Here is a 25,045-nt window from a genome sequence, read left to right on the forward strand (position 1 = left end):
CCCTTCCCGAACTCAGAAGTGAAACCTCTTAGCGCTGATGGTAGTGTGGGGTTACCCATGTGAGAGTAAGTCATCGCCAGCTCATTATTCCTAAACACCCCCAACCAAACGGTTGGGGGTGTTTTTTTATGCGCGGGATTTAGTCGAAAGCTTAGACACTAATTCTTTATTAAGAGAAATTCTATTTATAATTTTTAAAATATATCTATTTACTTTTCTATGCTGAATTTAGACCAGAAACTCTGTATCTTGATGTTAATTTGAACAATAAATCAGTATGGAGAAGAGGATGTTGTCGCAATTTAAAATAAAAATTCTACTCAGTTGTTGTGCTTTAGCATTTACTGCCTGTCATGCAGAGAATTCATCTTCTAGAAGTATTCAAGACGCATCTACATCAGCTGCCAAATCGGATGCAGTCTCTTTAAGCATGCAAAAATATAAGGTTGAACAGGTGGCTCAATTTAATGAGCCGTGGGCGATTACTACTTTAAATGATGGCCGACTATTGATTACTGAGCGCAAAGGAAAATTGCAGCTCTTTGATCCAAAAACCAAGAAAAAAATCGAGGTGAAAGGTATACCCCAGGTTGCGTATGGGGGCCAAGGCGGCTTAGGTGAAGTTGCTTTACATCCAGATTTTGCAAAGAATCGATGGGTATATCTGAGTTATGCTGAAAAGGGTCAAGGTGGATATGGTGCTGTGGTCGTTCGTGGCAAACTTGATTTGAGCCAGTCTACCCCCCAACTGAAACAGATTGAACGGATCTGGACGCAAGTGCCGAAATTTTCAGGCCAGGGACATTATGCCCATCGGATTGTATTCGGGTCGGATGGTAAGTTATGGATCAGTTCAGGAGAACGTCAGCAATTCAACCCTGCACAGGACATGCAATCTAATGCCGGTAAGATTATTCGCCTGAATGATGATGGCTCAATCCCTGCCGATAATCCGTTTATGACTCAGGGTAAAATTGCCCAGCAGGTCTGGAGTCTTGGACACCGTAATCCTCTAGGCATGGCTTTTGATCCGAAAGGGCAGCTTTGGGTGATCGAAATGGGACCGAAAGGCGGCGATGAACTGAACAAGATTGTCAAAGCTAAAAATTATGGTTATCCACTGGTATCCAATGGCGATCATTATGACGGTAAGCCGATTCCTGACCACAGTACCCGACCTGAATTTGAGGCCCCGGCACTGAATTGGACTCCGGTAATTTCTCCTTCAGATTTAATATTTTATACTGCTAATGTCTTTCCGAAATGGAAAAATAAAGCGATTGCTACCGGTCTGTCTTCTAAGGCGATTGTGATTGTGGATACCACCCAGGTTCCAGTGAAAGAAGTTCAACGTCTGGATATGAAAGAGCGGATTCGCGGGGTTGCTCAGGCACAGGATGGTTCACTGTGGGTGATTCAAGATGGTCCGCGAGCAGGTTTGTTAAAAATGACAGCACCTTAATCATCTGCTTTTAGGTTGCTTATCTAAATATGAAGTATTGAATAAGCTAACCATCTGGATAAAAGGATTTTTAAGCTGATGCTGACATGAAAGAAAAAGGCCTCTACATCCTGTGAAGGCCTTTTCATATTCTGTTAAAGGTATAATGTCTGTTATACCGATCAGCATCCTGCTACGTGATTTTTTTTATTTTTCTTACAAGACTTCCTGTCTTGGTATGATCTGAATATAGCCTGAAGCGACGCAGCGCAATAGGGCAGTTTAGCTGCATAGATTGTAGGTCAAAGCCGACAGCCGAATTTTAAAAAGATAAATTCAAAAATACTGTTTCAATATGATCTTTTGACCAAATCATAAACTGCGGTGATGATTTTGCTGCATTTTAGCGAGAGAATACTCTTTTGATATACATCAACTGATTTAAATAAAACGTCGCTAAAATAATAAAAAGGAAACTCCTATGCCTACGATTCAAATTGAAGTTCGGCAACAATATCCTCAAGCAGTTGAGAAACAATTGCTCAACAACGTATTTCATTGTGTACAAACCGCCTTTCAGCTGCCTGAATATGATCGTAATATTCGTCTGGTCGTGCATGAAGCGCATCGTTTTCAGTATATGAGCCATTTAGCTAAACCTGAATATTTCACCTTGATCAGTATTGACTGTTTTGCTGGCCGCAGTCTGGAGACCAAGTGCAATTTGTATAAGCAGATGGTCAAAAGTCTCGTGGAAATCGGTATTCCCGCAGATCATATTCTGATTCATCTGAGAGAAAGTGCATTGGAAAATTGGGGGATACGGGGAGGACAAGCGGCCTGTGATGTTGATCTCGGGTTTAAGGTTGATGTCTGATGTATCCCGATTAGTATTCACGTTACATCTAAAGTTTAAAAACAAAAAAGCCTCAACATCCTGTCGAGACTTTTCTGGATTTGCTTCTCAGATCTGACTCCTGTCTAATCTGTCAACGTCCTGTTGATTGGCGCTTTTTATTGTTGTCGTATCGCTTTGCAGACTTCCTGTCTGTCTATGTACTCACTATAGCCTCGCATAAAACGACCGCATAGCGGCTAAACTCTGCGCTGCATGTAGGCTAAAACGTACAGGACTGTCGTCCACATTAAGCACTGACATATTGAATCAGTCTATCTACCACAGCTTTTAAGTTTTTATTATCAAATTCATTGCCTTGGAAGGAATAATCTTTGTTGCGCGCAAAGATGTCCCGGATTTCAATCACGGCATTGGTATCCACCAGTCCAAGTTGAGTGCCGACTTGACGAATCTGGTCAATTGAACGTGAGCCGTTGGTCGCACCATAACCAATATAAGCTGCCGGTTTGCCTTGCCATTCCTTGCCGAGATAATCCAAGGCATTTTTCAGGGCAGGGCTATAGCCATGATTGTATTCAGGCGTGACAAAAATAAAGGCATCGCCAAGCGCAATCTTGTCGGCCCAGTCTTGCTGTTTGGGTTGATCATAAATTCCGGTCAATGGCGGATGAGCCCCAGAAAATAGCGGAAGATCCCATTCTTTTAGATCGACAATTTCAGTTTCTAAAGTGCTAAAGGCATAACTTTTAATTTCCTGCAGTACCCAGTGTGCCACTTTAATCGCGGTACGTCCCTCACGCACACTTCCAACCACAATATAAATTTTCATGTTTCATCCTTTCTTCGGGTCTGATCATCAAATTAAATTAATCAGATTTCAGAGAGGTGACTAGAGATGATTTGTATCCGGAAAATAAAAAAGCTCCCGAAGGAGCTTTTTCAAAATCAGTCAATTAGCTGATGTTTTACATCAGTTTAATACCTTGCTGACCCGCAGGTGTCACTTTAAAGATTTCCACTTCAAAAGTGATGTTTTTGCCTGCCAATGGATGGTTAAAGTCCACTTCAGTGATGTCATCATTCACCGATCTCACCACGCCATACAAGGTCGCTTTGGCTTTGTCTTCAAACTCGATCATGTGACCTTCGATCGGACGTTCTCCAAATTTTACCGTGTCAAATTTCTGGATGTTTTCTGGATTCCATGGCCCAAAAGCATCTTCTGGTGGCAGGCTGACCGTGCGACGGTCACCGGCACGTAAGCCAATCAGTGCTTTTTCAAAACCAGGCAGTAGGTTGCCATCGCCAATCACCAGGCTGACCGGTTCTTCACGGCTACGGGTATTGTCAATTTCCACGCCATTTTCGATTGCGACAGAAAAGTGCAGCTCGACTTTAGAACCGTCTGCAACCCGGGTTTCTTCGTTAGGATGAATAAAATCAGTCATGTTGTGCTTGCGCCCGTTGAATTCGATGTTTTTCTAAGAAAAAGGTATCAATCAGCATCAGAATAGTGCCTACAGTAATGGCACTGTCTGCGATATTGAAAGCAGGAAAGTGGCTGTTCTGGTAATACACATGAATAAAATCGACTACATAGCCGAGGCTGACCCGGTCGATTAAATTACCGATGGCACCACCCAGAATCAGGGCAATTGCCAGCGGTAAAATTTTCATGTCTTTTGGCATACGCATCAGCCAAAACACGAAGATTACAGACACTAAACCTGCCAGTGAAGTAAAGAAATAGCGTTGCCAACCACCAGCATCGGACAGAAAACTAAAGGCAGCGCCATAGTTATGTAGCAGTGTCCAATTTAAAAAGGGCAGCACAGGAACAGGATCTGCATAGTTCAGATTTGTCACTGCAATCCATTTGGTCCATTGATCCAGAATGATCGCCAGAATGGCCAGCCCAACCCACCATAAATTATGTGGATAGAACTGGAATAAGCCCTTTTTGCTGTGGGTATTAGGCATATTTTCTCTCTTCGCCTTGGCCTGTAGGAAGGTTGATAATACAACGACCGCATAGACCAGGATGTGCAGAATGTGTATTTACATCTGGTAATACATGCCAGCAACGTACGCATTTTTCGCCATCAGCTGCTGAAACTTTCACATTCAAGCCTTCAAGATCAGAGGCTTCACCTTGTGCTGCATCAAATTCATTCACGATCACTTGTGACGTAATCAGGACGAAACGAAGCTCATCACTTAACTTATCTAGCACTGCTTTTAATTCAGCATTTGCCCAAAGTTCAACTTTGGCAGACAAGTTAGAACCGACAGTTTTTGCTGTACGTGCAGTTTCAATGAATTTGTTTACTGCAGATTTCACAGCAATGAGCGTTTGCCATTCAGCTTCAGATACTACATTTGCAGTTGAAGCCACAGGAATATCATACCATTCAGCCGTGAACACGTATTTCTCTGATTGCTCAGGGATTAACGGCCAAGCTTCTTGTGCAGTGAAGCTCAAGATTGGTGACATCCAACGCACGAATGCTTGTACCAAGTGATACAACGCAGTTTGTGCAGAGTGACGTGCTTGTGAATCCGCTTTGGTGGTGTATTGACGGTCTTTGATGATGTCTAAGTAGAAACCACCTAAGTCGTTGATACAGAAATTCGTTAAAGCAGTGGTGACGATATGAAAGTTCATATCTTCGTATGCTTTCTTAATGGTTTCTTGCACTTCAGATGCACGTTGCAAGATGTATTGATCAAGCGCGATCAATTGATCCACAGGCAGGGCATCTGTCGAAGGTTTGAAGCCATTCAGGTTCGCCAACAAGAAACGAAGCGTGTTACGGATACGACGGTAACCATCAGAGGCACGGCTAAAGATTTCTTTACCTGCGGTCATTTCATAACGGTAATCTGCCGATGCGATCCAGAAGCGTAAGCCATCTGCACCCATATCTTTAATGATGTCTTGCGGCGTGATGACGTTACCGATCGACTTGGACATCTTGCGGCCTTTTTCATCGACCACGAAACCGTGGGTCAATAGACCTTTATATGGCGCACGTTCGTTAATCGCAATCGAGGTCAATAACGACGACTGGAACCAGCCACGGTGCTGGTCTGAACCTTCAAGGTACAAATCAGCAGGATCAGTCAATTCTTCACGTTCACGTAGTACGGCATAGTGCGTTGTACCTGAGTCGAACCAAACGTCTAGCGTGTCACGTACTGCATTGTATTGCTCAGCATCCGCACCGATGAACTCAGATGCATTACGGTTGTACCAGCCATCAATACCTTCTTGCTCGATCAGTTTCGCGACTTCTTCGATCAGTTCAGGCGTACGCGGATGCAATTCATTGGTGTCTTTATGTACGAAGAACGGAATTGGCACGCCCCAAGTACGTTGACGTGAAATACACCAATCTGGACGACCTTCAATCATCGCCTGAATCCGGTTTTTACCCCAGTCCGGTACAAAGCTGATATCGTTTTCAATCGCATTCAAGGCATTTTGACGTAGACCTTTGGCATCCATGCTGATGAACCATTGTGGGGTCGCACGGAAGATAATCGGGGTTTTATGGCGCCAGCAATGCGGGTAGCTATGCTTGATCACCACGTGTGCCCAAAGCTTGGTCGCTTCAGTCAATGCTGCAATGATTTTTGGATTGGCTTTGTAGATGTGCTCGCCCGGGAAGATTGGCGAAGTCGGTAAATACACACCATTACCGCCGACTGGGTTTTCTACTTTTAAGTTGTACTGTAAACCAACTTTATAGTCGTCCACACCGTGGCCCGGTGCGGTATGTACTGCACCTGTACCGCTAGCATCGGTGACGTGTTCACCCAAGATCACTGGCACTTGGCGTTCAGCAATTAAAGGATGTTGAAGAACTAAATTCTCAAGTTTTGCACCTGTGAATTCAGCAAGCACTTCAAATGCAGTAAAGCCATAACGCTGAGTTGCAGACTCAACCAATGATTTCGCAAGGATGAAGTTTTGTGATGCTTTGTCTTCACCAATTGCTTTCACCAGTTGGTATTCAAGTTCAGCGTGTAATGCAACCGCTTGGTTGGCAGGCATGGTCCAAGGCGTTGTTGTCCAAATCACGATATCCGTACGATCAGCGATTTCTACGCCGACACGTGCAGATAAATCAGCAAGGTCTACAACCGTGAAACCGACGTCAATTGCGTCAGATTTTTTATCTTCGTATTCAACTTCAGCTTCAGCGAGTGATGAACCACAGTCTAAACACCAGTTGACTGGTTTCAGACCTGGCTCGATATGACCTGCTTTCGCGATTGCACCCAATGAACGTACGATGTCAGCTTCTTGTTTGAAGTTCATCGTTAAGTAAGGATTGTCCCAATCCCCGAATACGCCCATACGTACGAAGTCTTTCTTTTGAAGCTCAACTTGGGTGTAGGCATATTCACGGCAGGCTTTACGGAAGGTAGATGCATCCACTTTTACGCCGACTTTACCGACTTTTTCTTCGACTTTGAGTTCGATTGGCAAACCGTGACAGTCCCAGCCCGGTACATACGGTGCATCAAAGCCATCCATGACACGGCTTTTGATAATGATGTCTTTGAGTACTTTGTTGACCGCATGACCCAAATGAATTTGACCATTGGCATAAGGAGGGCCGTCATGAAGCACGTATTTTTTCTTGCCAATACGCGATTCACGAATCTGCTGATAAATGTTGTCGGCATACCACTCTTCTAACCATTTCGCTTCACGTACTGCCAAATTTGCTTTCATTGCAAAGTCAGTACCTGGGAGGTTTAGCGTGGCTTTATAGTCCACTGCATTTTCAGGAGTTTGCTTATCGCTCATGCAAGTCGTCTTCCAATCTAATCAGTTATGTCACTGACACGTTTTACAATAAAAATATGGGATATTAAAAGGGAAATGTGGGGTGATTTCGACGAAACTCAAGCAGTTTCTCGACATCATCATCAATTCCGGCTTTTAGCGCTTCAAGCGAAGGATAGTCCTTTTCGCCATGTAAGTAGTTTAAGAACGTCACCCGCATCAACAGGCCATACAGATTAGCAGAAACATCTGGAAAATGTACTTCTAATCGCCACTCTGGATGTGCTTGTTTGATGGCTGGACGTGTGCCGACATGACCGGCCCCAAACAGGGCAGTCGGGTCATAACCCGCAATACCGGTTTGTGTTGCAGAGTCGGATTTTACTTTGTCTTTTAAGGATTGGGTTTCGCAAATGACTTCAACCCCATAAATTCCTTTGAGGCAGGGCTTATGACGGTTAAGCCGTACATTAATGGTGGGGAAATCAATAGTTCGACCAATCTGATCACCATATTGCACCCGCCCGGTAATGCTATAGGGACGACCCAGCAATTGTGCGGCCAAGGCTAAATCACCAGCTTGCAAGGTCTGGCGAATCCGGGTGGAACTGACCCGTTCACCATCTAGAGCAATGGTATTTAAATTGGTCACTTCAAAGCCGTAATTGCGCAGGAATTCGCTGTTGCCTTGGCGGTTTTTACCAAAGTGAAAATCATCGCCTAAGACCAGATGCCGGGCATTCAGTTTTTCTTTTAAAATGTCGGCAAAGGCTTCTGCAGTCAGGCTGCGGAAAGTATTGTCAAATTTCGCCACCGCGATATAGTCCACACCCAGCTCAGTCAGGTATTCAACTTTTTCACGCAACGATGAAATACGCGGTGGGGCATCATAACCTTGAAAGTATTCAAGTGGTTGCGGCTCGAAAATCATCACTACAGATTTTAAACCCTGTGCTTCAGCCACCTGTTGCAGCTGACGGATCATCGCCTGATGGCCTAAATGCACGCCGTCAAAATTACCGATCGTCACGGCAGTTTTGGGTAATTCAGAATGAGAGGCTAAAGCATTTAGACGGAGCAGCTGCATGGGCAAATCAAGTGCTTAGAAATATCGAGAGGCTATATATTGCCATAATCTCGCGCTTTCGTCTTGCTGTTGTGTTTTTATGCAATATTTTTCTTGAAAATTCATCTTCCTTAGCATTGAGCAGTTTTGTTTTTGTACACATTGATCATGTCTGATCAGAGCACTGGTGCTTTTCATTCAGCCGCTTTTGTTTTCTAATATCAGGGTTTTTCTTGATATCAGGTATTTCGAATGTCCGATTTGGCGCTCATCATGGCTCTACCCAATGAATCCAAAGGCTTATTTGAAGCAGAAGGCATTCAGGTACATTACAGCGGGATTGGTAAAGTCAATGCGGCTTTTAAAGCTTTTGAGGTGATTCAGAATACCGGTTGCAGTACCTTGCTGAATTTGGGGAGCGCGGGGAGTTCGCATTTCGATGCGCATGAACTGGTCGAAGTCACGCAATTTGTACAGCGTGATATGGATGTGTCGCCCCTCGGCTTTGAGGTCGGCATGACCCCGATGGATCAGCATTTCCCGGGTGCGATTGAGCTGGATTCTTTCTTTGACCATTTGCCGAAAGGAATTTGTGGGACAGGCGACAGCTTTGAAACCGGTATTTCAAAAGTGGCGTGTAATCTGGTGGATATGGAAGGCTATGCTTTGGCAAAAGTCTGTAAAAAGCTGGGCGTTCGGCTGATTTCAGTGAAATACATTAGTGATGGAGCCAATGAGACTGCGCATCTGGATTGGGAAGAAAATCTGTTATTGGGTGCGAAAAAATTATTAGATTTATATCAAATGGTAAAATAAACAGGAAGGTCAAGTTTGCTCGGCGACCATAGCAGCTATGGTCGTGTGCCAATCAGAAGCGCTTGCTTATTTATCCGTACGTGGAATCACGCCGTATAACATCATGTGTACCGTATGCTGGATAATGCGTTGCTGCATGCTGCGGTTACGCAAAGTTTTACCCGTGACCATTTCCATTTGAGTGGCAAAGTCTGCATAGTTCTGGGTAATCGCCCAAATATTCAGAATCAGTAACTCAGGATCAATATCTGCAGAAATCTTGCCTTGCTCCTGCCAGTTGGAAATCACTTTGGCTTTACGCTTGACCAGTTTTTTTAGCGGACCTTTTAAAATTTCCAGAATATGCGGTGCACCTTGAATCACCTCTAAAGCAAATAAACGGGATGCTTTAGGCTGGGTACGCGACACTTCAATTTTTTGCATCAAATAATTGGTGATCGCTTCTTCAGGTTCAAGTTCAGCTTCCAGGGTTTGTAAAGGCGCCAGCCATTTTTGTAGAACGGTGGTTAATACCTCGACATACAGGGCTTCTTTATTTTCATAATAATAGAAAATATTCGACTTATGCATTTCTGCAATTTGTGCGATTTCATCCAGACTTGCCCCATTAAAACCATATAGGGAAAATACGTCTAGTGCAGCATTTAGCAGCTGATTGCGTTTTTGAGTACTCTTTTTTTGTTCCATTAGCAAATATAAAAAACAATGAAAAAGGGAATCCTCAATTGTACGGCAAATCATCAGATTTGTGCACACAGTCACAGGCTAATTTTTTGAATAATGATGATTTATTCTCTAGATCAATATTTAAAACAGGCTAAATGCATCTACACCGGGAGAAAAATTCAAGTTTCTGAAAATACTTCATTTATTCATCTTTTTTCTTCATCAATGGAAGAGAGGAATCATGCTGAAATGAATCTGATAAAAATGTCCTCTTATTGAGATAAAAGTATTTTTTATAAGAATAAGACCCAAAACCATGCTCGATTTTGGGTTTGATTGAGTATTCAGGTCGCTAAAACTGCCTGCAAGACCTGCTGTTCCAGTTCTGCAAATGTCACACTTTTTTGCCGGGGACGAGGTAAGTCGACCCGAAATTCTTTGGCAATATGGCCTTTGTCCAGCAAGATAATCCGGTCTGCCAGTTGTACGGCTTCACTGACATCATGTGTGACCAGAATGGCGGTAAAGCCTTGCTCGGTCCAGAGACGCTCAATCAGGTTTTGCATTTCCAGACGTGTCAGGGCATCCAGGGCGCCGAGCGGTTCATCAAGCAGCAGAATACGAGGTTGATGCGACAACGCTCGCGCCAAGGCGGTACGTTGCCGCTGTCCTCCGGAAAGTTGTGAAGGCCACAGTCCGGCTTTTTCTTTGAGGCCAACTTTTTCCAGCATTTGAGAGGCTTTGGCATGCTGCGCCTTTGGTAAACCGAGTTGCACATTCTGTTCGATGCTGCGCCAAGGCAGCAGGCGAGGGTCCTGAAACATCACCCGGATATCATCGACAGTAATGCCTTCACGAATATTTCGGGCTGATTTGAACTTGATTTCGCCGTAACTTTGCTGTTCCAGATCGGCAATCAGGCGCAATAAAGTACTCTTACCACAACCACTGCGACCGACAATTGCCAGAAATTCACCCGGCTGGATATGCAGGTCCAGATCCTCCAGAACCTTGACCGAACCGTAAAACTTGTGCAGCTGTTCAATGATAATTTCGGCACCGAGCACTGCAGCAGGATTGATATCTGCCATAGGTGGTTCGAGTGGTGCACTCGGGTCATTGGCATGACGTCCTAAACTGAGATCAGTCATCACATGCTCCTCATTTATTCTTTATTTTTGATAGCCGGCATGCCAGCGCAGCAGGAATCGTTCTAAAGCTACTGCCAGAACATCGGCCAGTTTGCCGAGTAGGGCATACAGTAAAATACCTACCAGAACCACGTCAGTTTGTAAAAATTCACGTGCATTCATGGTCATATATCCAATACCGGACTGGGCAGAAATAGTTTCGGCAACGATTAACAGTACCCAGACCAGACCCAGAGAAAAACGCAGGCCGACCAGAATCGACGGCATCGCACCCGGCAGAATAATTTCTCTATAAAGCTGCCAGCGGCTTAAACCATAGCTTTTTCCCATCTCGATTAATTGTGGATCGACCGAGCGGATGCCGTGATAGGTATTGATATAAATTGGGAAAAATACACCAATCGCCACCAGAAACAATTTGGAGGATTCATCAATCCCGAACCATAAGATGACGAGGGGGATCAGTGCCAGTGCAGGAATATTGCGGATCATCTGCAAGGTAGTGTCGAGCAGGGTAGAGGCGGTTTTGGATGAACCATTTAACAGGCCCAGCAATAGGCCCAAACCACCACCCACCAGTAAGCCGCTGATGGCACGCCCCGCACTGACTTGCACATGCGTCCACAGTTCACCGCTGAGCAATAAATTCCAGAAGGCTAAAACCACAGCACTCGGTGCAGGCAAAATCCGGCTTTCCAGCAGACCAGTGCTAGAGGCAATCTGCCAGATCGCAATTAAAAAAATTGGAACCAGCCAAGGCAGCAGATGCTGCCCCAGAATTGTTCCACGTGAAACCTGCTTTGGGGTCAGGGTTTCAACTGAAACGACTTTTGACATTAAGCAGACTCCTTAATTTTCTCAGCCTGCTTGTTCTCGTCCGGTGTGTAGTTGTTCGCCACGATTTCACCAAATGGACCGGTCAAGTTTGGTTGAGTGAGTTTTTGCTGGGTTTCCAGTGGAAGTAAAGGGAATACCAGTTCTGCAAAACGGATGGATTCTTCCAGATGTGGATAGCCTGAGAAAATAAAGGTGCTGATCCCCAGATCGGCATATTCCTGGATACGTGCAGCGACAGTTTCCGGATCGCCGACCAGTGCCGTACCTGCACCACCACGAACCAGACCCACACCTGCCCAGAGGTTTGGAGAAACTTCGAGTTTGCTGCGATCGCCATTGTGCAGTTCTGCCATACGGCGCTGACCGACCGAGTCCATGGATTTGAACTTGGCTTGGGCTGCAGCGATAGTGGCATCATCCACATATTGAATCAGTTCTTCAGTCGCCGCCCAGGCCTGCTCATTGGTTTCGCGTACGATCACGTGTAAACGGATCCCGTAATTCAGTTCACGACCTTTAGCTGCAGCCTTGGCTTTTACCACTGCAATTTTTTCTTTGACTGCTGCCGGTGGCTCGCCCCAGGTCAAGTAAGTATCGACCTGATCCGTGGCCAGCTCAATGGCATCATCCGATGAGCCACCAAACCATAAAGGCGGATGCGGCTGCTGAATGGGTGGATACAGCAATTTTGCATCATCGACACTTAAGCGTTCGCCATAGAAACTAAAGCTTTCACCGGTATGTGAGCGTTTTAAAATTTCACGCCAGATGGTGGTGTATTCGGTCGCCGTTTTATAACGGGTTGTGTGATCTTCATAGACGCCATCACCTTTTAGCTCCTGCTCGTCACCGCCAGTCACCAGATTCAGCAGTACTCGGCCATTAGACAAGCGGTCAAAGGTCGCGGCCATACGTGCAGCCAGTGCCGGCGTGGTCACGCCTGGACGCAATGCCACCAGGAATTTTAATTTTTTGGTCGCATCAATCAGGCTGGCTGCAGTTAACCATGGATCTTCACAAGAACGGCCAGTCGGAATCAGGACACCTTCATAACCAAGATTATCCACGGCAACGGCAATCTGCTTCATGTAGGCATGATCTACAACACGTGCGCCCTTGCTGGTGCCTAAGTAACGACTGTCGCCATGAGTGGGGATAAACCAGAAAATTTTCATATAATATTCCTTAAATTAAATGATCTTGTTTGCTCATCAATGTGTGGCCGCTGGCGACCAGATCTGTTGCTGGACGCTGATGGTTTTGGGAATCAGTTGAACCTGCTGGAAGAGATCGGCAATATTCTGTTGAGCTTTGATCACTTCCGTCGTTAATGGTTGTACCGGCGAAGGTTTAAGACGACGCTCAAATGCAATCTTCGCTACATCCGGTTTCAGACCGGTACTTTTCTGATAAATATCTAGAGCTACAGCCTGGTTTTTAAGAATCCACTGGTCAGATGCATTTAAAGCCTGGATAAACTTCCCGGGGCTATCCGGATGCTTCTGAATAAATTCGGGATTGCCGATATAAAAGGAGTAGGTTTGTGGAAAGTCACTAGATTCAATCAGCACCTTAACCTTGCTGTCGAACTCGGCTGCACCCAGGAAGGGATCCCAGATTGTCCAGGCATCAATGGCTTTTTTGTCAAAAGCAGCACGTGCATCCGCAGGGGGAAGCCAGACGGCTTGAATCTCTGACCAGCTTAATCCGGCTTTTTCCAGGGTTTTGGCCAGAAGTTCATGGGCACTTGAACCTTTCTGCACCGCGATCCGTTTTCCTTTCAATTGTTGAATATTTTGAATGGCACTGTCTTTCGGCACGACCACGGCCAAAGAATTTCCCGCCACTTTTTCAAAGGCCACGTAGCTCAGGGCTTTGTCTGCCGCCTGTGCAAAAATAGGCGGAGTATTTCCCACATAGCCATAATCCACTGCACCGACCGCTAAGGCTTCCAGCATTTGTGGACCTGCCGGAAACTCTTTCCATTCAATTTTGGCATTCGGGAATTGTTGTTCTAATAGCTTTTCATCGCGTGCCACCAGCAGATTCAAGGCTGATTTCTGAAAGCCAATCGCAATGGTTTTTACCGGTTGTGTTGCTTTGGTGTCTGCAGCAGTCTTTTGCTGTGCTTCCTGTTTCTGACAGCCAGTCAGACTAAAGCTCAATAACGCTAAACTGATATAAGAAACTGTTTTTAAATGACTCATCTTTATTCTCGAATTATTCTGCTGTTATTTAATAATTGCTGCATCAATATTCAGCTTTTGTGGAATCAGCTGCTGCGCATAAAACGCATCGGCGACCTGTTGCTGTTTTTGAATCACGTCAGTCGTGAGGGGTTTAACACCGAAGCCCATGCGTGAAATAGAGGTTTTTAAGACATCGACGGCTAGACCTGTCGGTTTTTGCAGGAGCTGAGCGGCAGCGTCCTGATTTTTTGCGACCCAGTCCGTGGTCAGGTTTAGTTCATTGACAACCGCCTGTACCACCTGAGGATGGCTTTCTGCGAACTTGCGATCTGCCAGATAGAATTGGTGGTTGCTCACCACATTTTCACCGCTGGCAATGACACGTGCACCAATCTGATGTTCAGCAGCTGCAAAGAACGGATCCCAGATGACCCAGGCATCAACTGCACCACGTTCAAATGCAGCACGTGCATCGGAAGGTGGTAGATAAATCACTTCAATATCACCGAGTGTCAGCTTGTTGGCTTCCAGAACTTTCAACAGCAGGTAATGCACATTTGAACCTTTGTTCAGGGCTACCCGTTTGCCTTTCAGATCCTGAATAGACTGGATTGGTGAATCTTTCGGTACAATCAGGGCTTCGGCCTTAGGTGCTTGCGGCTGATTGGCCACATAGACCAGATTTGAGTTGGCCGCTTGGGCAAAAATCGGCGGTGCTTCACCGGCTTCACCAAAAGAGATGCTGCCGACATTCAGGCCTTCAAGCAATTGCGGGCCAGCCGGAAATTCTACCCATTTCACATTGACCCCTTGCTGTTTTAAGCTGGTTTCCAGCGTACCGCGTTCTTTTAAAATAGGTAATACGCCGTATTTTTGGAAACCGATATTCAGGGTAATGGTCTCTTCTTTTTTCGAGCAGCCTGAAAGCATCATGACACCCACCATCGCAGTACCAAGTACTGCAGTCTTTGCTAAAAACTGAACATGAGATTGGCGCATGAATCAAAACTCCCGAAAGTGAAAAACTAGTGAATGAAAACTTAGACACACGCTAATCGTTTTTGTTTTTCTAAAAAAATAACTATTCAGGAATTTCTAATGAAGAAAAAAGATAAATAAAAAAGCGCAAAACTTATGCGAAAAAGTGATTTATATAAAAATGAAGATTTAATATTTAAATTAATCAAACTTATGAAATTTATAGTTATTTTTTTAAATCTGATCTGTTGATATGTTTAGCTAAAAACGAGTAATAGAATTTTAAAATTTAAATCGAGATTGCCAGATATCTTTATCTAAAATTAAGCTAAAGCACTGAAAGTAAAAGCCACTTTAAAGTGACTTTTTGCAAACAATTGAATTACGTTGATAATTATAAAAAGCCTGACGGGCATCCGGCAGATCATCGACTGAAGCCGGTTCAAAGCCCTGTTCCAGAAACCAGTGCGCGGTGCGGGTGGTTAGAATAAACAGCTGCTGAATCTGCATGCTTTTGGCTTTTTCTTCAAGATAATGCAGAATCTGGCTACCCCGATTAGACTTGCGATAACTTGGATGTACCGCAACACAGGCAATTTCTGCAGAACGCAACTCATCACCAGTGGTCGGAATCGGATAGAGGGCGGCACAGGCCAGGATCATGCCGTCCCGTTCGATTACGGCAAACTGGTTGATTTCATTTTCCAGACGTTCACGCGAACGATAGACCAGAATGCCTTCTTCTTCCAGTGGACGCAGCAAACCGATCAGACCCCCTACATCCTGAATATCGGCCATCCGCACTTCTTCATAATGTGCATCGGTGACCAGAGTGCCGGAACCATCGCGGGTGAACAGTTCTTCCAGCAGGGCACCATCATAGGCATAAGAAATCAGATGCACCCGATGTACGCCGTTCATTGAGGCTTCTTGTGCAGCTTTCAATTGTAGTCCTCTTTCCAGTGCATCTTGTTCTATCGGAATAAAATCATCCAGCTGTTGTGGGGTCACTTCACGTTTGAGCTGGCCATTACTGTCCATCAGGCCATGCTGCTTACCGAGAAAAATCAGTTTATCTGCCTTGAGGCGAATCGCAGTTTTGGTCGCGACTTCTTCAGCCAGCAGATTAAAGACTTCTCCGGTAGTGGAATAACCGGTCGGGCCAAGCATCACAATATTATGGCTATCCAGATGACGCTGAATCGCGTCAGTATCGACCGCACGAACTTCACCGGTCAGCTGGAAATCGATACCGTCGCGAATGCCATACGGCTTGGCAGTGACAAAATTTCCTGAAACGGTATCAATCCGGGCGCCATACATCGGCGAGTTGGCCAGTCCCATCGACAGCAGTGCTTCAATTTGCAGGCGGATCGAACCGACGGCATTCATCACGCAGCTTAAAGATTCACGTGTGGTGACCCGACGCTGCTGGTAAAAAGGCGTCGTAATCTGGCTTTGAGACAGATTCTGGTTAATTTGCGGACGTGCACCATGTACCAGAATCAGCCGAATGCCCAAAGAATGTAATAAAGCAATATCGTGAATAATATGCTGAAAGTTATCATTTAAGACGGCTTCGCCATCAAACATGATTACAAAGGTTTTGTTGCGGTGCGCATTGATATAAGGCGCAGAATGGCGAAACCAGTGCACATATTGCAAGGTTGTGCTTTGTGACGTTTCTGCTGAAGTCATGCTGAGCCCATTTCAATGATTGAAGATCCAGCTTTGATTCTAATGAAAAAAAACGCAAGTGGAAGCGCAGATATAAAAAAACACCTGAAGTCCCCTTCAGGTGTCTGCAAGACGAGCAGTAATGGAGAAAGCTTAGTTCATGATGCGTACAATTTTGTTGGTACGTTCATTCACCAGAACGTAGTCATTGTTGACTTTGTACCATTGCTGGAAACGACCGGTATTTGGTAAACGGCGTGCTTCGCGATCACTCACTTCAAAACGGTTGTTGTCATATTGACGAGGTAAAGTTTGTCCTACGCGCCAGTCACGGCTTGGATTGACCATACGGTTGTTATGACGGCGGTCATCATTCCAGCGACGGTCGTCATTCCATTTCTTGCTATCTTTGGCATTCCAGTGTGGTGCCGATTTATGTGGATTATAGTCATAACGCGAGTCATGCTGTGGTGCTGCCATTGCAGAAGTAGCTAACAAAGCACTTAGAGATAACGCGATTGTAGTTAAGACTTTTTTCATGGCTCTCACCTTAAGATGTATATCTAATTTCGATAAGACTAAATTAGCGAACAAGTACATAGAAAGCGTGAGTACAATTTAGTTAAATTGTTAAATTCATGAAGAAATTTAGTAGATAAGTCATGCAGTCTAAAAGCTGGATAAGCCGCAAGATTTGCGGATAAAAAAATTCAGCCAGTAAAATAGAAAAGCCCAAACATGGTTGGGCCTTAAAGAAGATTAAATTTGAATGCGCTTATGAACTAGTCACCCACGATGCGGATAATGCTGTTGTTTTCAGAATCCACCAGAATGTAGTCATTATTGACTTTATACCATTGCTGCTTGCGGTCAGGTCGAGGCAGGCGATGGTCTTTGTATTCAACTTTATAGCCATTGCCACGATAATGCTGTGGCATCACATAACCCGGCTGCCAGCGTAACTGTTGCAGGCGTTTCACCCCACGTTCTTCACGCATACGGCGGTTATCCTGTTGCTCTTCCTCTCGGAACTCACGGGCTTTTTTCTTGTCATGACCATGACGTGAATCCATACGGGATTCATCATTGAAATGAGGGGCAGCGATGACGACATTGCTCAGCATGAATGTACTGCAAGAAATTGCCAGTGCCACCAAAACCTTTTTCATGTTGAACCCTCATTAAATTGTTCATCTTCTACAGTGCCTAATGTACGGAAAAATTGCAGAGAAACTGTGAAGAACAGGCACAATTTTTATAACAAATGCAGAGATATTATGATGATGTCATGTTTTTACATGACTTTAGGCGACGGCATCACTTCTATAAAGTGGCCTATCGAGCTATGTCCTTATCTCATCAAAGCAAGGGCCAACATGCAAGCGAAAATCGATGATTTAGCTCAAAAAAACAGCATTGAATCAGCAAGAAAAAAGTTCATGATTTACTGAAACGGCAAAGAATTTTTCCAGTTTAGTTTGAGATTAATTCCATTGTTCTGCCAAACCCTGCAAGGACTGGATTGCTTCAGCCACCGATTCAGCTTGAAGAGCATCATCAAGTGCCACAATCAATGCTTCAGATAACTGCAACTGTTCAATCCGGTGAATCGTTTCAATTTTACGTTTTTGGTCAGCCATGCTGCGCTCCTGATTTGATCTATCTGTGGTTCAAGAAAGCATAGTTCAATGAGTTTGATTTGGAAAACCGTATAATTTTATATATTTAATATGTAAATCCGATTTATTGTTATTTTTTGCAGGATTTTAAGAAAAAAAAGGGCACTTTATCGAAAAGTGCCCAAGATTATTCAATGACCTGACTTTTAATAAGCGTAGTTCAGGTCAGTATAATCGTTGAGTGATTTTTGCACATGCGCCTGAATAAAGGCACGTACATCTTCGGCCGTCATGGCTTTACCCTGATTGCTGATGACATGCTCGATTTCAGGTTGTCCTTCAATTTTAATGCGATAAACAAAATGCTTGGCCAGACGATAACAGTCGTCTAATTTTTCAATGCCAGTCACATAATAATAGGCATGTTCAAAATTCAGATCCTGATGTGAAAATACAAATTGCTCGAACAATTTGAGTTTCTGAGCATTTTCGAGTGCTTTGATGTCATCCACGATACTGGCTTCAAACTTGGTGCCGTATTTTTCTGAAATAGGCTGTTGATCAATCAGCAGCGACACCATGCCATCGTCTAAATGGGTCACCGTAATATTGTTTAATTCAGTCATGATGCACTCGAGTGAAATATATTGGGGCTTAGTATGATGTTATTTTAATGAAACTCAATGCGAGCGGGGTGAACTTACTCAAGATTTATGCGCTGAATACGACTAAAACCGAAATAAAAAGGGAGCAATTGCTCCCTGAATGACAGACAGAATAATTTAATCCTGTGCGTCAATACTCTGGCCATTCATATGCAGGCTGTCATTACCCATCAAATACAGATAAGCCGGCATGATTGAATCGGGGGTAGGCAGGGTTTTCGGATCTTCATTCGGATAGGCCTTGGCGCGCATGGCAGTCCGCGTTGCTCCGGGATTGATGCAGTTATAACGGATATTTGGATGTACCTGCTCTTTGGCAAATAACTGGCTTACCGCTTCAATGGCAATTTTAGACACCGAATAGGCACCCCAGCGTTCGCGGGCTTCGCGGCCTACACCTGAGCTGGCAAAAACTACTGAAGCATGTTCAGATTTGGATAACAGCGGCAGCAGGGCCTGGGTCATGACAAAGGGTGCACGCAGATTGACCGCCATCACATCATCCCAGACGTTGACCGGATAATCCGCCAGGGGAACCCGTTCGCCTAAAATGCCGGCATTGTGCAGAATGCCGTCCAGACGACCAAACTGACGGTCTAGCGTATCGAGCAAAAGCTCATAATCCCGTTCTGAAGCACTTGATAGTTGTAGCGGCAAGATGGCAGGTTGCGGCGCACCCAAACTTTCAATTTCATCATAAATGACTTCGAGTTTGTTTAAGGTACGCCCATGCAGCACCACAGTTGCGCCATGCAAGGCATAACTGATTGCTGCTGCACGTCCAATGCCATCGCCCGCACCTGTGATCAGGATGATACGATCCTTGAGCAGATCGGGGCGAGGTTGATATGCTGAATATTTCATTATCTACCTCCTCATTTCTTATTATTTAGTGTTAAGCGTTCAAGATACCGCAGTATGCTGCTTCAGTACCAGTGTCTGAATCAATTGATGTAATTCTGGCACAGTATGCACGATATGGTCGGCCTGCCAGGCATTTAAATCGTCTTTGTATTGCAACGGCAAATAACCATAGGCAGCCAGAATGGTCGGCATCTGGGCATGACGGCCGGCATCAATATCTCGTGGATGATCTCCGACATAGATACAGTCTTCTGCGGCAAGATTCAGTTGCTTGGCTGCCAGATACATCGGTTCAGGATCAGGTTTGGTGCGGGTGACATCTTCAGGGCACACCAGTACCGCACAGCGTTCACTCAGATTCAGTGCTTGCAGTAAAGCCTCACTGAGCCAGCGCGGTTTATTGGTCACAATCCCCCAAGGAATGTCATTTTCCTCTAGCTGTTCAAGTAATGGATACATGCCATCAAACAGATCGGTATCGACCGCAATATCTGCGCCATACATGTCCAGAAAGCGCTGACGGTGTTGCAGAAAGACCGGATCTTCCAGTTGCAGTTCCGGATAAACCAGTTTCACCATAGCGCGAGCGCCTTCGGAGACCTGGGTACGAATCAGCTCGGGTTCAACCAGTGCACGGCCTTCTTCATGGCACATCTGCTGGATAATCCGGATAAAATCGGCAGCGGTATCAATCAGGGTACCATCGAGGTCAAATAAAACGGCTTTCATGCTGTGGTCTCTGCTGCGCTATCTTTCACGGTATAGACCATATAGTTCACATCAACATTCGGTGCCAGCCAATAACGCTTGGTCAGCGGATTATAGTGCAGACCGGTCATGTCTTTAAGCTTTAAACCCGAGTTGCGAATGTCATGTGCCAGTTCGGACGGCTTGATAAATTTGCTGTAATCATGGGTGCCTTTGGCCAGCATGCGCAAGACATATTCTGCCCCAATAATGGCAAATAAATAGGACTTCGGATTGCGGTTAATGGTCGAGAAGAATACATGACCACCTGGCTTGACCAGCTTGTGACAGGCCTGAATAATCGATGCCGGGTCTGGTACATGCTCTAGCATTTCCATGCAGGTCACGATGTCATATTGGCCAGCCTGTTCCTCTGCCAGTTGCTCAACCGGCACCTGACGATATTCAATATTGTTCACACCTTCCTGTTCGGCATGGATGCGTGCTACGTTCAGAGGCGCTGCACCCATATCAATCCCGAGCACATCGGCACCGCGACGCGCCATGCTTTCGGCCAGAATACCGCCACCACAGCCGACATCCAGCACTTTTTTGCCGTTCAGGCCTCCGGCATGTTCATCAATCCAGTTTAAACGCAGTGGATTAATCATGTGCAAGGGGCGGAACTCGGAATGCTGATCCCACCATATAGCTGCAAATGCTTCAAACTTGGCAATTTCTTGTGGATCAACATTCAATTGCGACATCGGTGTCACCTCAATCAGTCGTGATTAGCTAAAAATATGTATGTGCCGAATGGCCAGAGAAACTGATTTAAAACCTTGAAAATCAGTCCGATGGTTTAGTGTAGCGATTCTGGCAGAAAAAGCGATAAAAGCAGCAAAAAAGTTCACAGAATGAAAACGAAACCGGCATAATTGATTTATAGTGAACACATAAACTAAGCATAATGATTTAGAGGACGATAATCCGAATGAAAAAATTCCTTTTAGGCGCTGTTGCCGCATCTGTTTTGGCCTTTTCAGGCAATGCTATGGCCAATTTTGTGGCAGGTCAGGACTATCAGGTGGTTGCAAAACCAGTCAAAGTCGAAAAACCGGGCAGAATTGAGGTACGTGAATTCTTCTGGTACGGCTGTGGTCACTGTTTCGCGCTTGAACCCCATATGCAGGGCTGGTTGAAAAAATTACCAAAAGATGTACGTTTCGTACGTACACCTGCTGCAATGAATCCACTCTGGGAACAGGCAGCGCGTGCTTATTATGTGTCTGAAGCATTGGGTGTGCGTCAAAAAGCACATTTACAATTATTCCATGATATTCATGACAAGCAACGTCCAATTTTAGAACAGGCGCAATTGGCCAAGTTCTATACCCGCTATGGTATTTCTGAAGCGAAATTTAACAGCACTTATAAATCTTTCCCGATCACTTCGAAAATTGCCCAAGCTAAAAATCTGGCTGCTCAGTATCAGCTCAGTGGTGTTCCGGCAGTGACCGTGAATGGTAAATATATTGTGCAAGGTAATGATGCCAAAGTCATTCAGGTGGTGAATTACCTGATCGAAAAAGAGCGTAAAGCCAAATAAGTCTGAACTGACGATCACTAAAAAAACCTGCATCATGATGCAGGTTTTTTTATTTAGGCCGGAGGAGTGACCGCTTCATTGAGCACAGGGCTTACGGTTTCAACTGTTTCGGTAGGTCTCCGGTACCAGTGCAAAATGCCACGCAGCAAAAGCTGCATCTGTAGCACGCTTTGGGTTTTAAAGGCATTGGATTGGGCGCGACGTAGCTCTGGATCAGCCTGATGCTGCAGATGAATCCAGCCCATGGCCCAGTTCAGGGACAGCTCAATCAGCATCTGTGCCAGAGCCTGCAAGTCCTGTGGCGCCTGAATATGTCGGGTAGATTGCATCTTGGCCAGTTCATGCATGACATCTTCAGCCAGAAAATGAATTTCCCGTTCAATTCCGGCACGTAATACGTCCGAACCGCCCCAACGTTCTGCAACAAAAAAAATCCAGGGTTCAGGATGATATTCGACGGCCTGAAAAAAGAGTTCAAGCCCGGTGTGGGTTCGGGTATTTGGCTGATACAGATAGGCCTGTCCCAGCTGATTGAGTACGCCCTTGATATGAATCGCAACCTGATCCAGCAATTCCAGGCCCAGCTGGTTCATATCCTGAAAGTGCCGATAGAACGCCGTTGGTACCAGTCCGACTGCATTCGCAACTTCACGCAGACTGATCGTGCTGAAAGCGCGGCCCTGACTGCTGAATGCCAGTGTCGCATCGAGTAATGCCTGATGACTTTGCTGCTTGCGATCTTCACGTAAGGACATAAATGGGTTTCCTGTCACCGGCTTCCCTTATAGGAAGTTTTAGTCTAGCAAAAATTAAATTAAATCGTAGTGGCACAGATCGGCATAATTTCGACATCTCGTAGCGAGCTGATGCATTGATTTTGTAAATCAATCCCCCGGCTGCCTAATCTTGGCAAAGGCTTCTGCTATACTGAGCCGCAATTATTTTGAACCCATACAGGACTTATTATGCGTATCGACCAGCGAGCATTAGATCAATTACGTGAAGTGAAAATTACCCGTAACTATACACGTTATGCGGAAGGCTCTGTATTGGTTGAATTTGGTCATACCAAAGTACTGTGCACCGCCAGTGTGGATAGTTCTGTACCGCGTTTCCTCAAAGGTCAGGGTCAGGGCTGGGTGACGGCTGAATATGGCATGTTGCCACGTTCAACCCATACCCGTAGCGACCGTGAAGCGGCACGTGGCAAACAGAGTGGCCGTACTCAGGAAATTCAGCGTCTGATTGGTCGTAGCTTGCGCTCAATGGTCGATCTGAAAAAGCTGGGTGAAAATACCATTACTATCGACTGTGACGTAATTCAGGCTGATGGCGGCACCCGTACTGCAGCGATTACTGGTGCTGCGGTGGCTTTGGTCGATGCCATGAACGTCTTGCTGGAAAGAAAGAAAATCAAACATGATCCATTAAAAGGTTTGGTGGCTGCGGTTTCTGTGGGTATTTTCAAAGATGAAGTATTACTGGATCTTTGCTATGAAGAAGATTCAAACTGTCAAACCGATTTGAACGTGGTGATGACTCAGGCCGGTGAATTTATTGAAATTCAAGGCACTGCAGAAGATAAGCCATTTACCCGCGCACAATCGAATGCCATGCTGGAAATGGCCGAGAAAGGCATTCAGGAACTGGTGAAAAAACAGCAAGAAGCTTTAGGCTGGTAATCCATCCCATGCTGAGAAACGCATCTCCGGATGCGTTTTTTTATGCCTGAAATTTCAGCAATTGCTGTATGAAAAAACTGCATCACAAAGCTTCATCACAAAAATCCGACATGAATCGGCTATATCTGAACCGGTTTTGCATCGATATTGGATCAGGCGAGATCACAATGAGGAATGCGGCATGAAACAGTGGCTTTGTGCAATTTCATTGCTGGGCGTGTTTGGATTAACTGCCTGTGACTGGGGTAATAATCGTGAAAATGACGAGCGTTCAGTATTAAATCAGGATCGTGATGAGGATAACGGAAGATATAACGACCGTGATGGTGACGATGATGACCGCGATCGTCTAGGTAATCGGGACGACGACGATGATTAAGGTCTAAAATAGAAAATTGAGCAAAATATGCGCAAAAAAAATTTCTAAAAATAAAAAAAGGGTGCTTCGCACCCTCTACGGTCATCTAGCCCATTTAGGCTTAAGCATTGAAACGCATCGACAGATCAATGGCTTTGACATCTTTGGTCAGCACACCCATGGAAATATAATCTACGCCGGTACTCGCGACTTCACGTAAATTATCAATCGTGATATTACCAGAGGCTTCCAGTTTGCAGCGACCAGCTACATGTTTCACCGCATCGATCATTTGCTGCTGACTGAAATTATCCAGCATCACGATATCGGCATGGGCTTCCAGCGCCTGATTCAGCTCATCCCAGGTTTCCACTTCAACTTCGACAGGCTTACCCGGTGCAATTTGATGGGCCTTGGCAATCGCCTGCGCAATGCCACCCGCTGCCATAATATGATTTTCTTTAATCAAGAAGGCATCAAACAGGCCCAAACGGTGATTCTGACCACCGCCAATGGCCACGGCATATTTTTGTGCAATACGCAGACCCGGAAGTGTTTTACGGGTATCGAGCAGTTTGGTGTTTAGACCTTGCAACTCTTTGACATAGTGGGCGGTTTTAGTCGCAACCGCAGACAGCGTCTGGACAAAGTTTAGCGCAGGGCGCTCCACGGTGAGTAGGCTACGTGCAGATCCGGCCAGTTTTAAAAAGGCTTGATTGGCTTGAACATGATCACCATCATTTTTCAGCCAGGTCACTTCAATACTGGGATCATAGGCCTGAATCAAGGCATTTACCCAAGGCTGGCCGGCTAAAACCATGTCTTCACGGCTAATGATGGTGGCAGTGGCCTGTTCATCTTCAGGAGTCAGCAGGGCGGTAATATCACCGTCACCGATATCTTCAGAAAGTGCCTGTTGAATATTGATCTGAATGGACTGGTCTAGCAAAGCTTGAGATATGCGCATGAGTATTTCCGTATCTTTTTTAAGCCGTGAAAATTGCGCCTTATCTTAGCACCGTTACATAAAAGATGAGCGATTTTTCATCCAGTTTGCCGGGATGAATTGAGATTTGTCCTTGA

At 45.2% G+C, this 25,045-nt stretch carries 27 protein-coding genes; 6 read left to right on the top strand and 21 right to left on the bottom strand.

Annotated features, from left to right (window positions below; all coding sequences use genetic code 11):
• Positions 1-289 precede the first annotated feature (289 nt).
• Together F893_RS02890 and F893_RS02895 are read left to right on the top strand one after the other, a co-directional pair.
• A complete protein-coding gene (locus tag F893_RS02890) occupies positions 290-1,462 on the top strand; it encodes a PQQ-dependent sugar dehydrogenase (RefSeq protein WP_005250159.1) in 1,173 nt (390 codons plus the stop codon).
• A 460-nt stretch (positions 1,463-1,922) separates the two neighbouring features.
• Complete coding sequence (locus F893_RS02895; RefSeq protein ID WP_005250160.1) at positions 1,923-2,318, top strand: tautomerase family protein; 396 nt, start codon at positions 1,923-1,925, stop codon at positions 2,316-2,318.
• A 268-nt stretch (positions 2,319-2,586) separates the two neighbouring features.
• Here F893_RS02895 and F893_RS02900 read toward each other — a convergent pair whose 3' ends face one another.
• From F893_RS02900 to ribF, 5 genes are all read right to left on the bottom strand, one after another.
• Positions 2,587-3,129 carry an NADPH-dependent FMN reductase gene (locus F893_RS02900; RefSeq protein ID WP_004281216.1) on the bottom strand — a complete coding sequence of 181 codons (543 nt, stop codon included), beginning with the start codon at positions 3,127-3,129 and terminating at the stop codon, positions 2,587-2,589.
• Positions 3,130-3,265: 136 nt separating this feature from the next.
• Positions 3,266-3,748: an FKBP-type peptidyl-prolyl cis-trans isomerase gene (locus tag F893_RS02905; protein ID WP_005105274.1), complete on the bottom strand. Its 483-nt coding sequence runs from the start codon at positions 3,746-3,748 to the stop codon at positions 3,266-3,268.
• Positions 3,741-4,280: a signal peptidase II gene (lspA, locus tag F893_RS02910; RefSeq protein ID WP_005105275.1), complete on the bottom strand. Its 540-nt coding sequence runs from the start codon at positions 4,278-4,280 to the stop codon at positions 3,741-3,743. Before lspA ends, F893_RS02905 begins: the two co-directional genes overlap by 8 nt.
• Positions 4,273-7,119 (bottom strand): isoleucine--tRNA ligase, encoded by a 2,847-nt coding sequence (gene ileS, locus F893_RS02915; RefSeq protein WP_005250162.1) that lies wholly within the window; start codon positions 7,117-7,119, stop codon positions 4,273-4,275. Before ileS ends, lspA begins: the two co-directional genes overlap by 8 nt.
• Positions 7,120-7,183: 64 nt before the next feature.
• On the bottom strand, positions 7,184-8,185 hold the full coding sequence (ribF, locus tag F893_RS02920; RefSeq protein ID WP_005250164.1) for a bifunctional riboflavin kinase/FAD synthetase: 1,002 nt from the start codon (positions 8,183-8,185) through the stop codon (positions 7,184-7,186).
• 231 nt (positions 8,186-8,416) lie between these two features.
• Here ribF and F893_RS02925 point away from each other — a divergent pair, with 231 nt between their 5' ends.
• On the top strand, positions 8,417-8,980 hold the full coding sequence (locus F893_RS02925; protein ID WP_005105280.1) for a 5'-methylthioadenosine/S-adenosylhomocysteine nucleosidase family protein: 564 nt from the start codon (positions 8,417-8,419) through the stop codon (positions 8,978-8,980).
• Between the two features lie 66 nt (positions 8,981-9,046).
• Here the strand turns inward: F893_RS02925 and F893_RS02930 are convergent, their stop codons facing one another.
• From F893_RS02930 to ubiG, 14 genes are all read right to left on the bottom strand, one after another.
• Complete coding sequence (locus F893_RS02930) at positions 9,047-9,667, bottom strand: TetR family transcriptional regulator C-terminal domain-containing protein (RefSeq protein WP_004281222.1); 621 nt, start codon at positions 9,665-9,667, stop codon at positions 9,047-9,049.
• Positions 9,668-9,990: 323 nt separating this feature from the next.
• The gene (locus F893_RS02935) at positions 9,991-10,737 is read right to left on the bottom strand and encodes an ABC transporter ATP-binding protein (RefSeq protein WP_392389743.1); all 747 of its coding nucleotides are present in this window, start codon (positions 10,735-10,737) and stop codon (positions 9,991-9,993) included.
• 81 nt (positions 10,738-10,818) lie between these two features.
• Complete coding sequence (gene ssuC / locus F893_RS02940) at positions 10,819-11,634, bottom strand: aliphatic sulfonate ABC transporter permease SsuC (protein ID WP_005250170.1); 816 nt, start codon at positions 11,632-11,634, stop codon at positions 10,819-10,821.
• Complete coding sequence (gene ssuD, locus F893_RS02945; protein ID WP_005250172.1) at positions 11,634-12,809, bottom strand: FMNH2-dependent alkanesulfonate monooxygenase; 1,176 nt, start codon at positions 12,807-12,809, stop codon at positions 11,634-11,636. The genes ssuC and ssuD overlap by 1 nt, the downstream gene beginning before the upstream one ends.
• A gap of 36 nt (positions 12,810-12,845) precedes the next feature.
• Positions 12,846-13,841 (bottom strand): aliphatic sulfonate ABC transporter substrate-binding protein, encoded by a 996-nt coding sequence (locus F893_RS02950; RefSeq protein ID WP_005250174.1) that lies wholly within the window; start codon positions 13,839-13,841, stop codon positions 12,846-12,848.
• A gap of 24 nt (positions 13,842-13,865) precedes the next feature.
• The gene (locus F893_RS02955) at positions 13,866-14,822 is read right to left on the bottom strand and encodes a sulfonate ABC transporter substrate-binding protein (protein ID WP_005250176.1); all 957 of its coding nucleotides are present in this window, start codon (positions 14,820-14,822) and stop codon (positions 13,866-13,868) included.
• A gap of 333 nt (positions 14,823-15,155) precedes the next feature.
• Complete coding sequence (argA, locus tag F893_RS02960; protein ID WP_005250177.1) at positions 15,156-16,499, bottom strand: amino-acid N-acetyltransferase; 1,344 nt, start codon at positions 16,497-16,499, stop codon at positions 15,156-15,158.
• A 132-nt stretch (positions 16,500-16,631) separates the two neighbouring features.
• Positions 16,632-17,018 carry an RcnB family protein gene (locus F893_RS02965; protein WP_005250179.1) on the bottom strand — a complete coding sequence of 129 codons (387 nt, stop codon included), beginning with the start codon at positions 17,016-17,018 and terminating at the stop codon, positions 16,632-16,634.
• 242 nt (positions 17,019-17,260) lie between these two features.
• Complete coding sequence (locus F893_RS02970) at positions 17,261-17,647, bottom strand: RcnB family protein (protein WP_005105288.1); 387 nt, start codon at positions 17,645-17,647, stop codon at positions 17,261-17,263.
• A gap of 315 nt (positions 17,648-17,962) precedes the next feature.
• On the bottom strand, positions 17,963-18,118 hold the full coding sequence (locus F893_RS18065) for a hypothetical protein (RefSeq protein ID WP_005105291.1): 156 nt from the start codon (positions 18,116-18,118) through the stop codon (positions 17,963-17,965).
• A 185-nt stretch (positions 18,119-18,303) separates the two neighbouring features.
• Positions 18,304-18,723: a hypothetical protein gene (locus F893_RS02975; RefSeq protein WP_005250180.1), complete on the bottom strand. Its 420-nt coding sequence runs from the start codon at positions 18,721-18,723 to the stop codon at positions 18,304-18,306.
• Positions 18,724-18,879: 156 nt separating this feature from the next.
• Entirely contained in the window at positions 18,880-19,626 is a 747-nt protein-coding gene (locus tag F893_RS02980) for a YciK family oxidoreductase (RefSeq protein ID WP_005094903.1), read from the bottom strand.
• A gap of 39 nt (positions 19,627-19,665) precedes the next feature.
• Positions 19,666-20,355, bottom strand: a complete 690-nt coding sequence (locus F893_RS02985) for an HAD family hydrolase (RefSeq protein WP_005250183.1) — start codon at positions 20,353-20,355, stop codon at positions 19,666-19,668.
• Positions 20,352-21,080 carry a bifunctional 2-polyprenyl-6-hydroxyphenol methylase/3-demethylubiquinol 3-O-methyltransferase UbiG gene (ubiG, locus tag F893_RS02990; protein WP_005250185.1) on the bottom strand — a complete coding sequence of 243 codons (729 nt, stop codon included), beginning with the start codon at positions 21,078-21,080 and terminating at the stop codon, positions 20,352-20,354. The genes F893_RS02985 and ubiG overlap by 4 nt, the downstream gene beginning before the upstream one ends.
• Before the next feature lie 227 nt (positions 21,081-21,307).
• Here ubiG and F893_RS02995 point away from each other — a divergent pair, with 227 nt between their 5' ends.
• Positions 21,308-21,922: a thiol:disulfide interchange protein DsbA/DsbL gene (locus F893_RS02995; RefSeq protein ID WP_005094908.1), complete on the top strand. Its 615-nt coding sequence runs from the start codon at positions 21,308-21,310 to the stop codon at positions 21,920-21,922.
• Between the two features lie 53 nt (positions 21,923-21,975).
• Here the strand turns inward: F893_RS02995 and F893_RS03000 are convergent, their stop codons facing one another.
• The gene (locus F893_RS03000) at positions 21,976-22,677 is read right to left on the bottom strand and encodes a TetR family transcriptional regulator (RefSeq protein ID WP_005250188.1); all 702 of its coding nucleotides are present in this window, start codon (positions 22,675-22,677) and stop codon (positions 21,976-21,978) included.
• A 210-nt stretch (positions 22,678-22,887) separates the two neighbouring features.
• Between F893_RS03000 and rph the strand changes: the two genes are divergently transcribed.
• Entirely contained in the window at positions 22,888-23,604 is a 717-nt protein-coding gene (rph, locus tag F893_RS03005; protein ID WP_004281238.1) for a ribonuclease PH, read from the top strand.
• Between the two features lie 181 nt (positions 23,605-23,785).
• Entirely contained in the window at positions 23,786-23,983 is a 198-nt protein-coding gene (locus tag F893_RS03010) for a hypothetical protein (protein ID WP_005250190.1), read from the top strand.
• Between the two features lie 100 nt (positions 23,984-24,083).
• Here F893_RS03010 and nadC read toward each other — a convergent pair whose 3' ends face one another.
• Positions 24,084-24,929: a carboxylating nicotinate-nucleotide diphosphorylase gene (nadC, locus tag F893_RS03015; protein WP_005250192.1), complete on the bottom strand. Its 846-nt coding sequence runs from the start codon at positions 24,927-24,929 to the stop codon at positions 24,084-24,086.
• Positions 24,930-25,045 lie beyond the last annotated feature (116 nt).

This window comes from Acinetobacter sp. CIP 102136 (assembly GCF_000369685.1).
GTDB classification, from domain to species: Bacteria; Pseudomonadota; Gammaproteobacteria; order Pseudomonadales; family Moraxellaceae; genus Acinetobacter; species Acinetobacter fasciculus.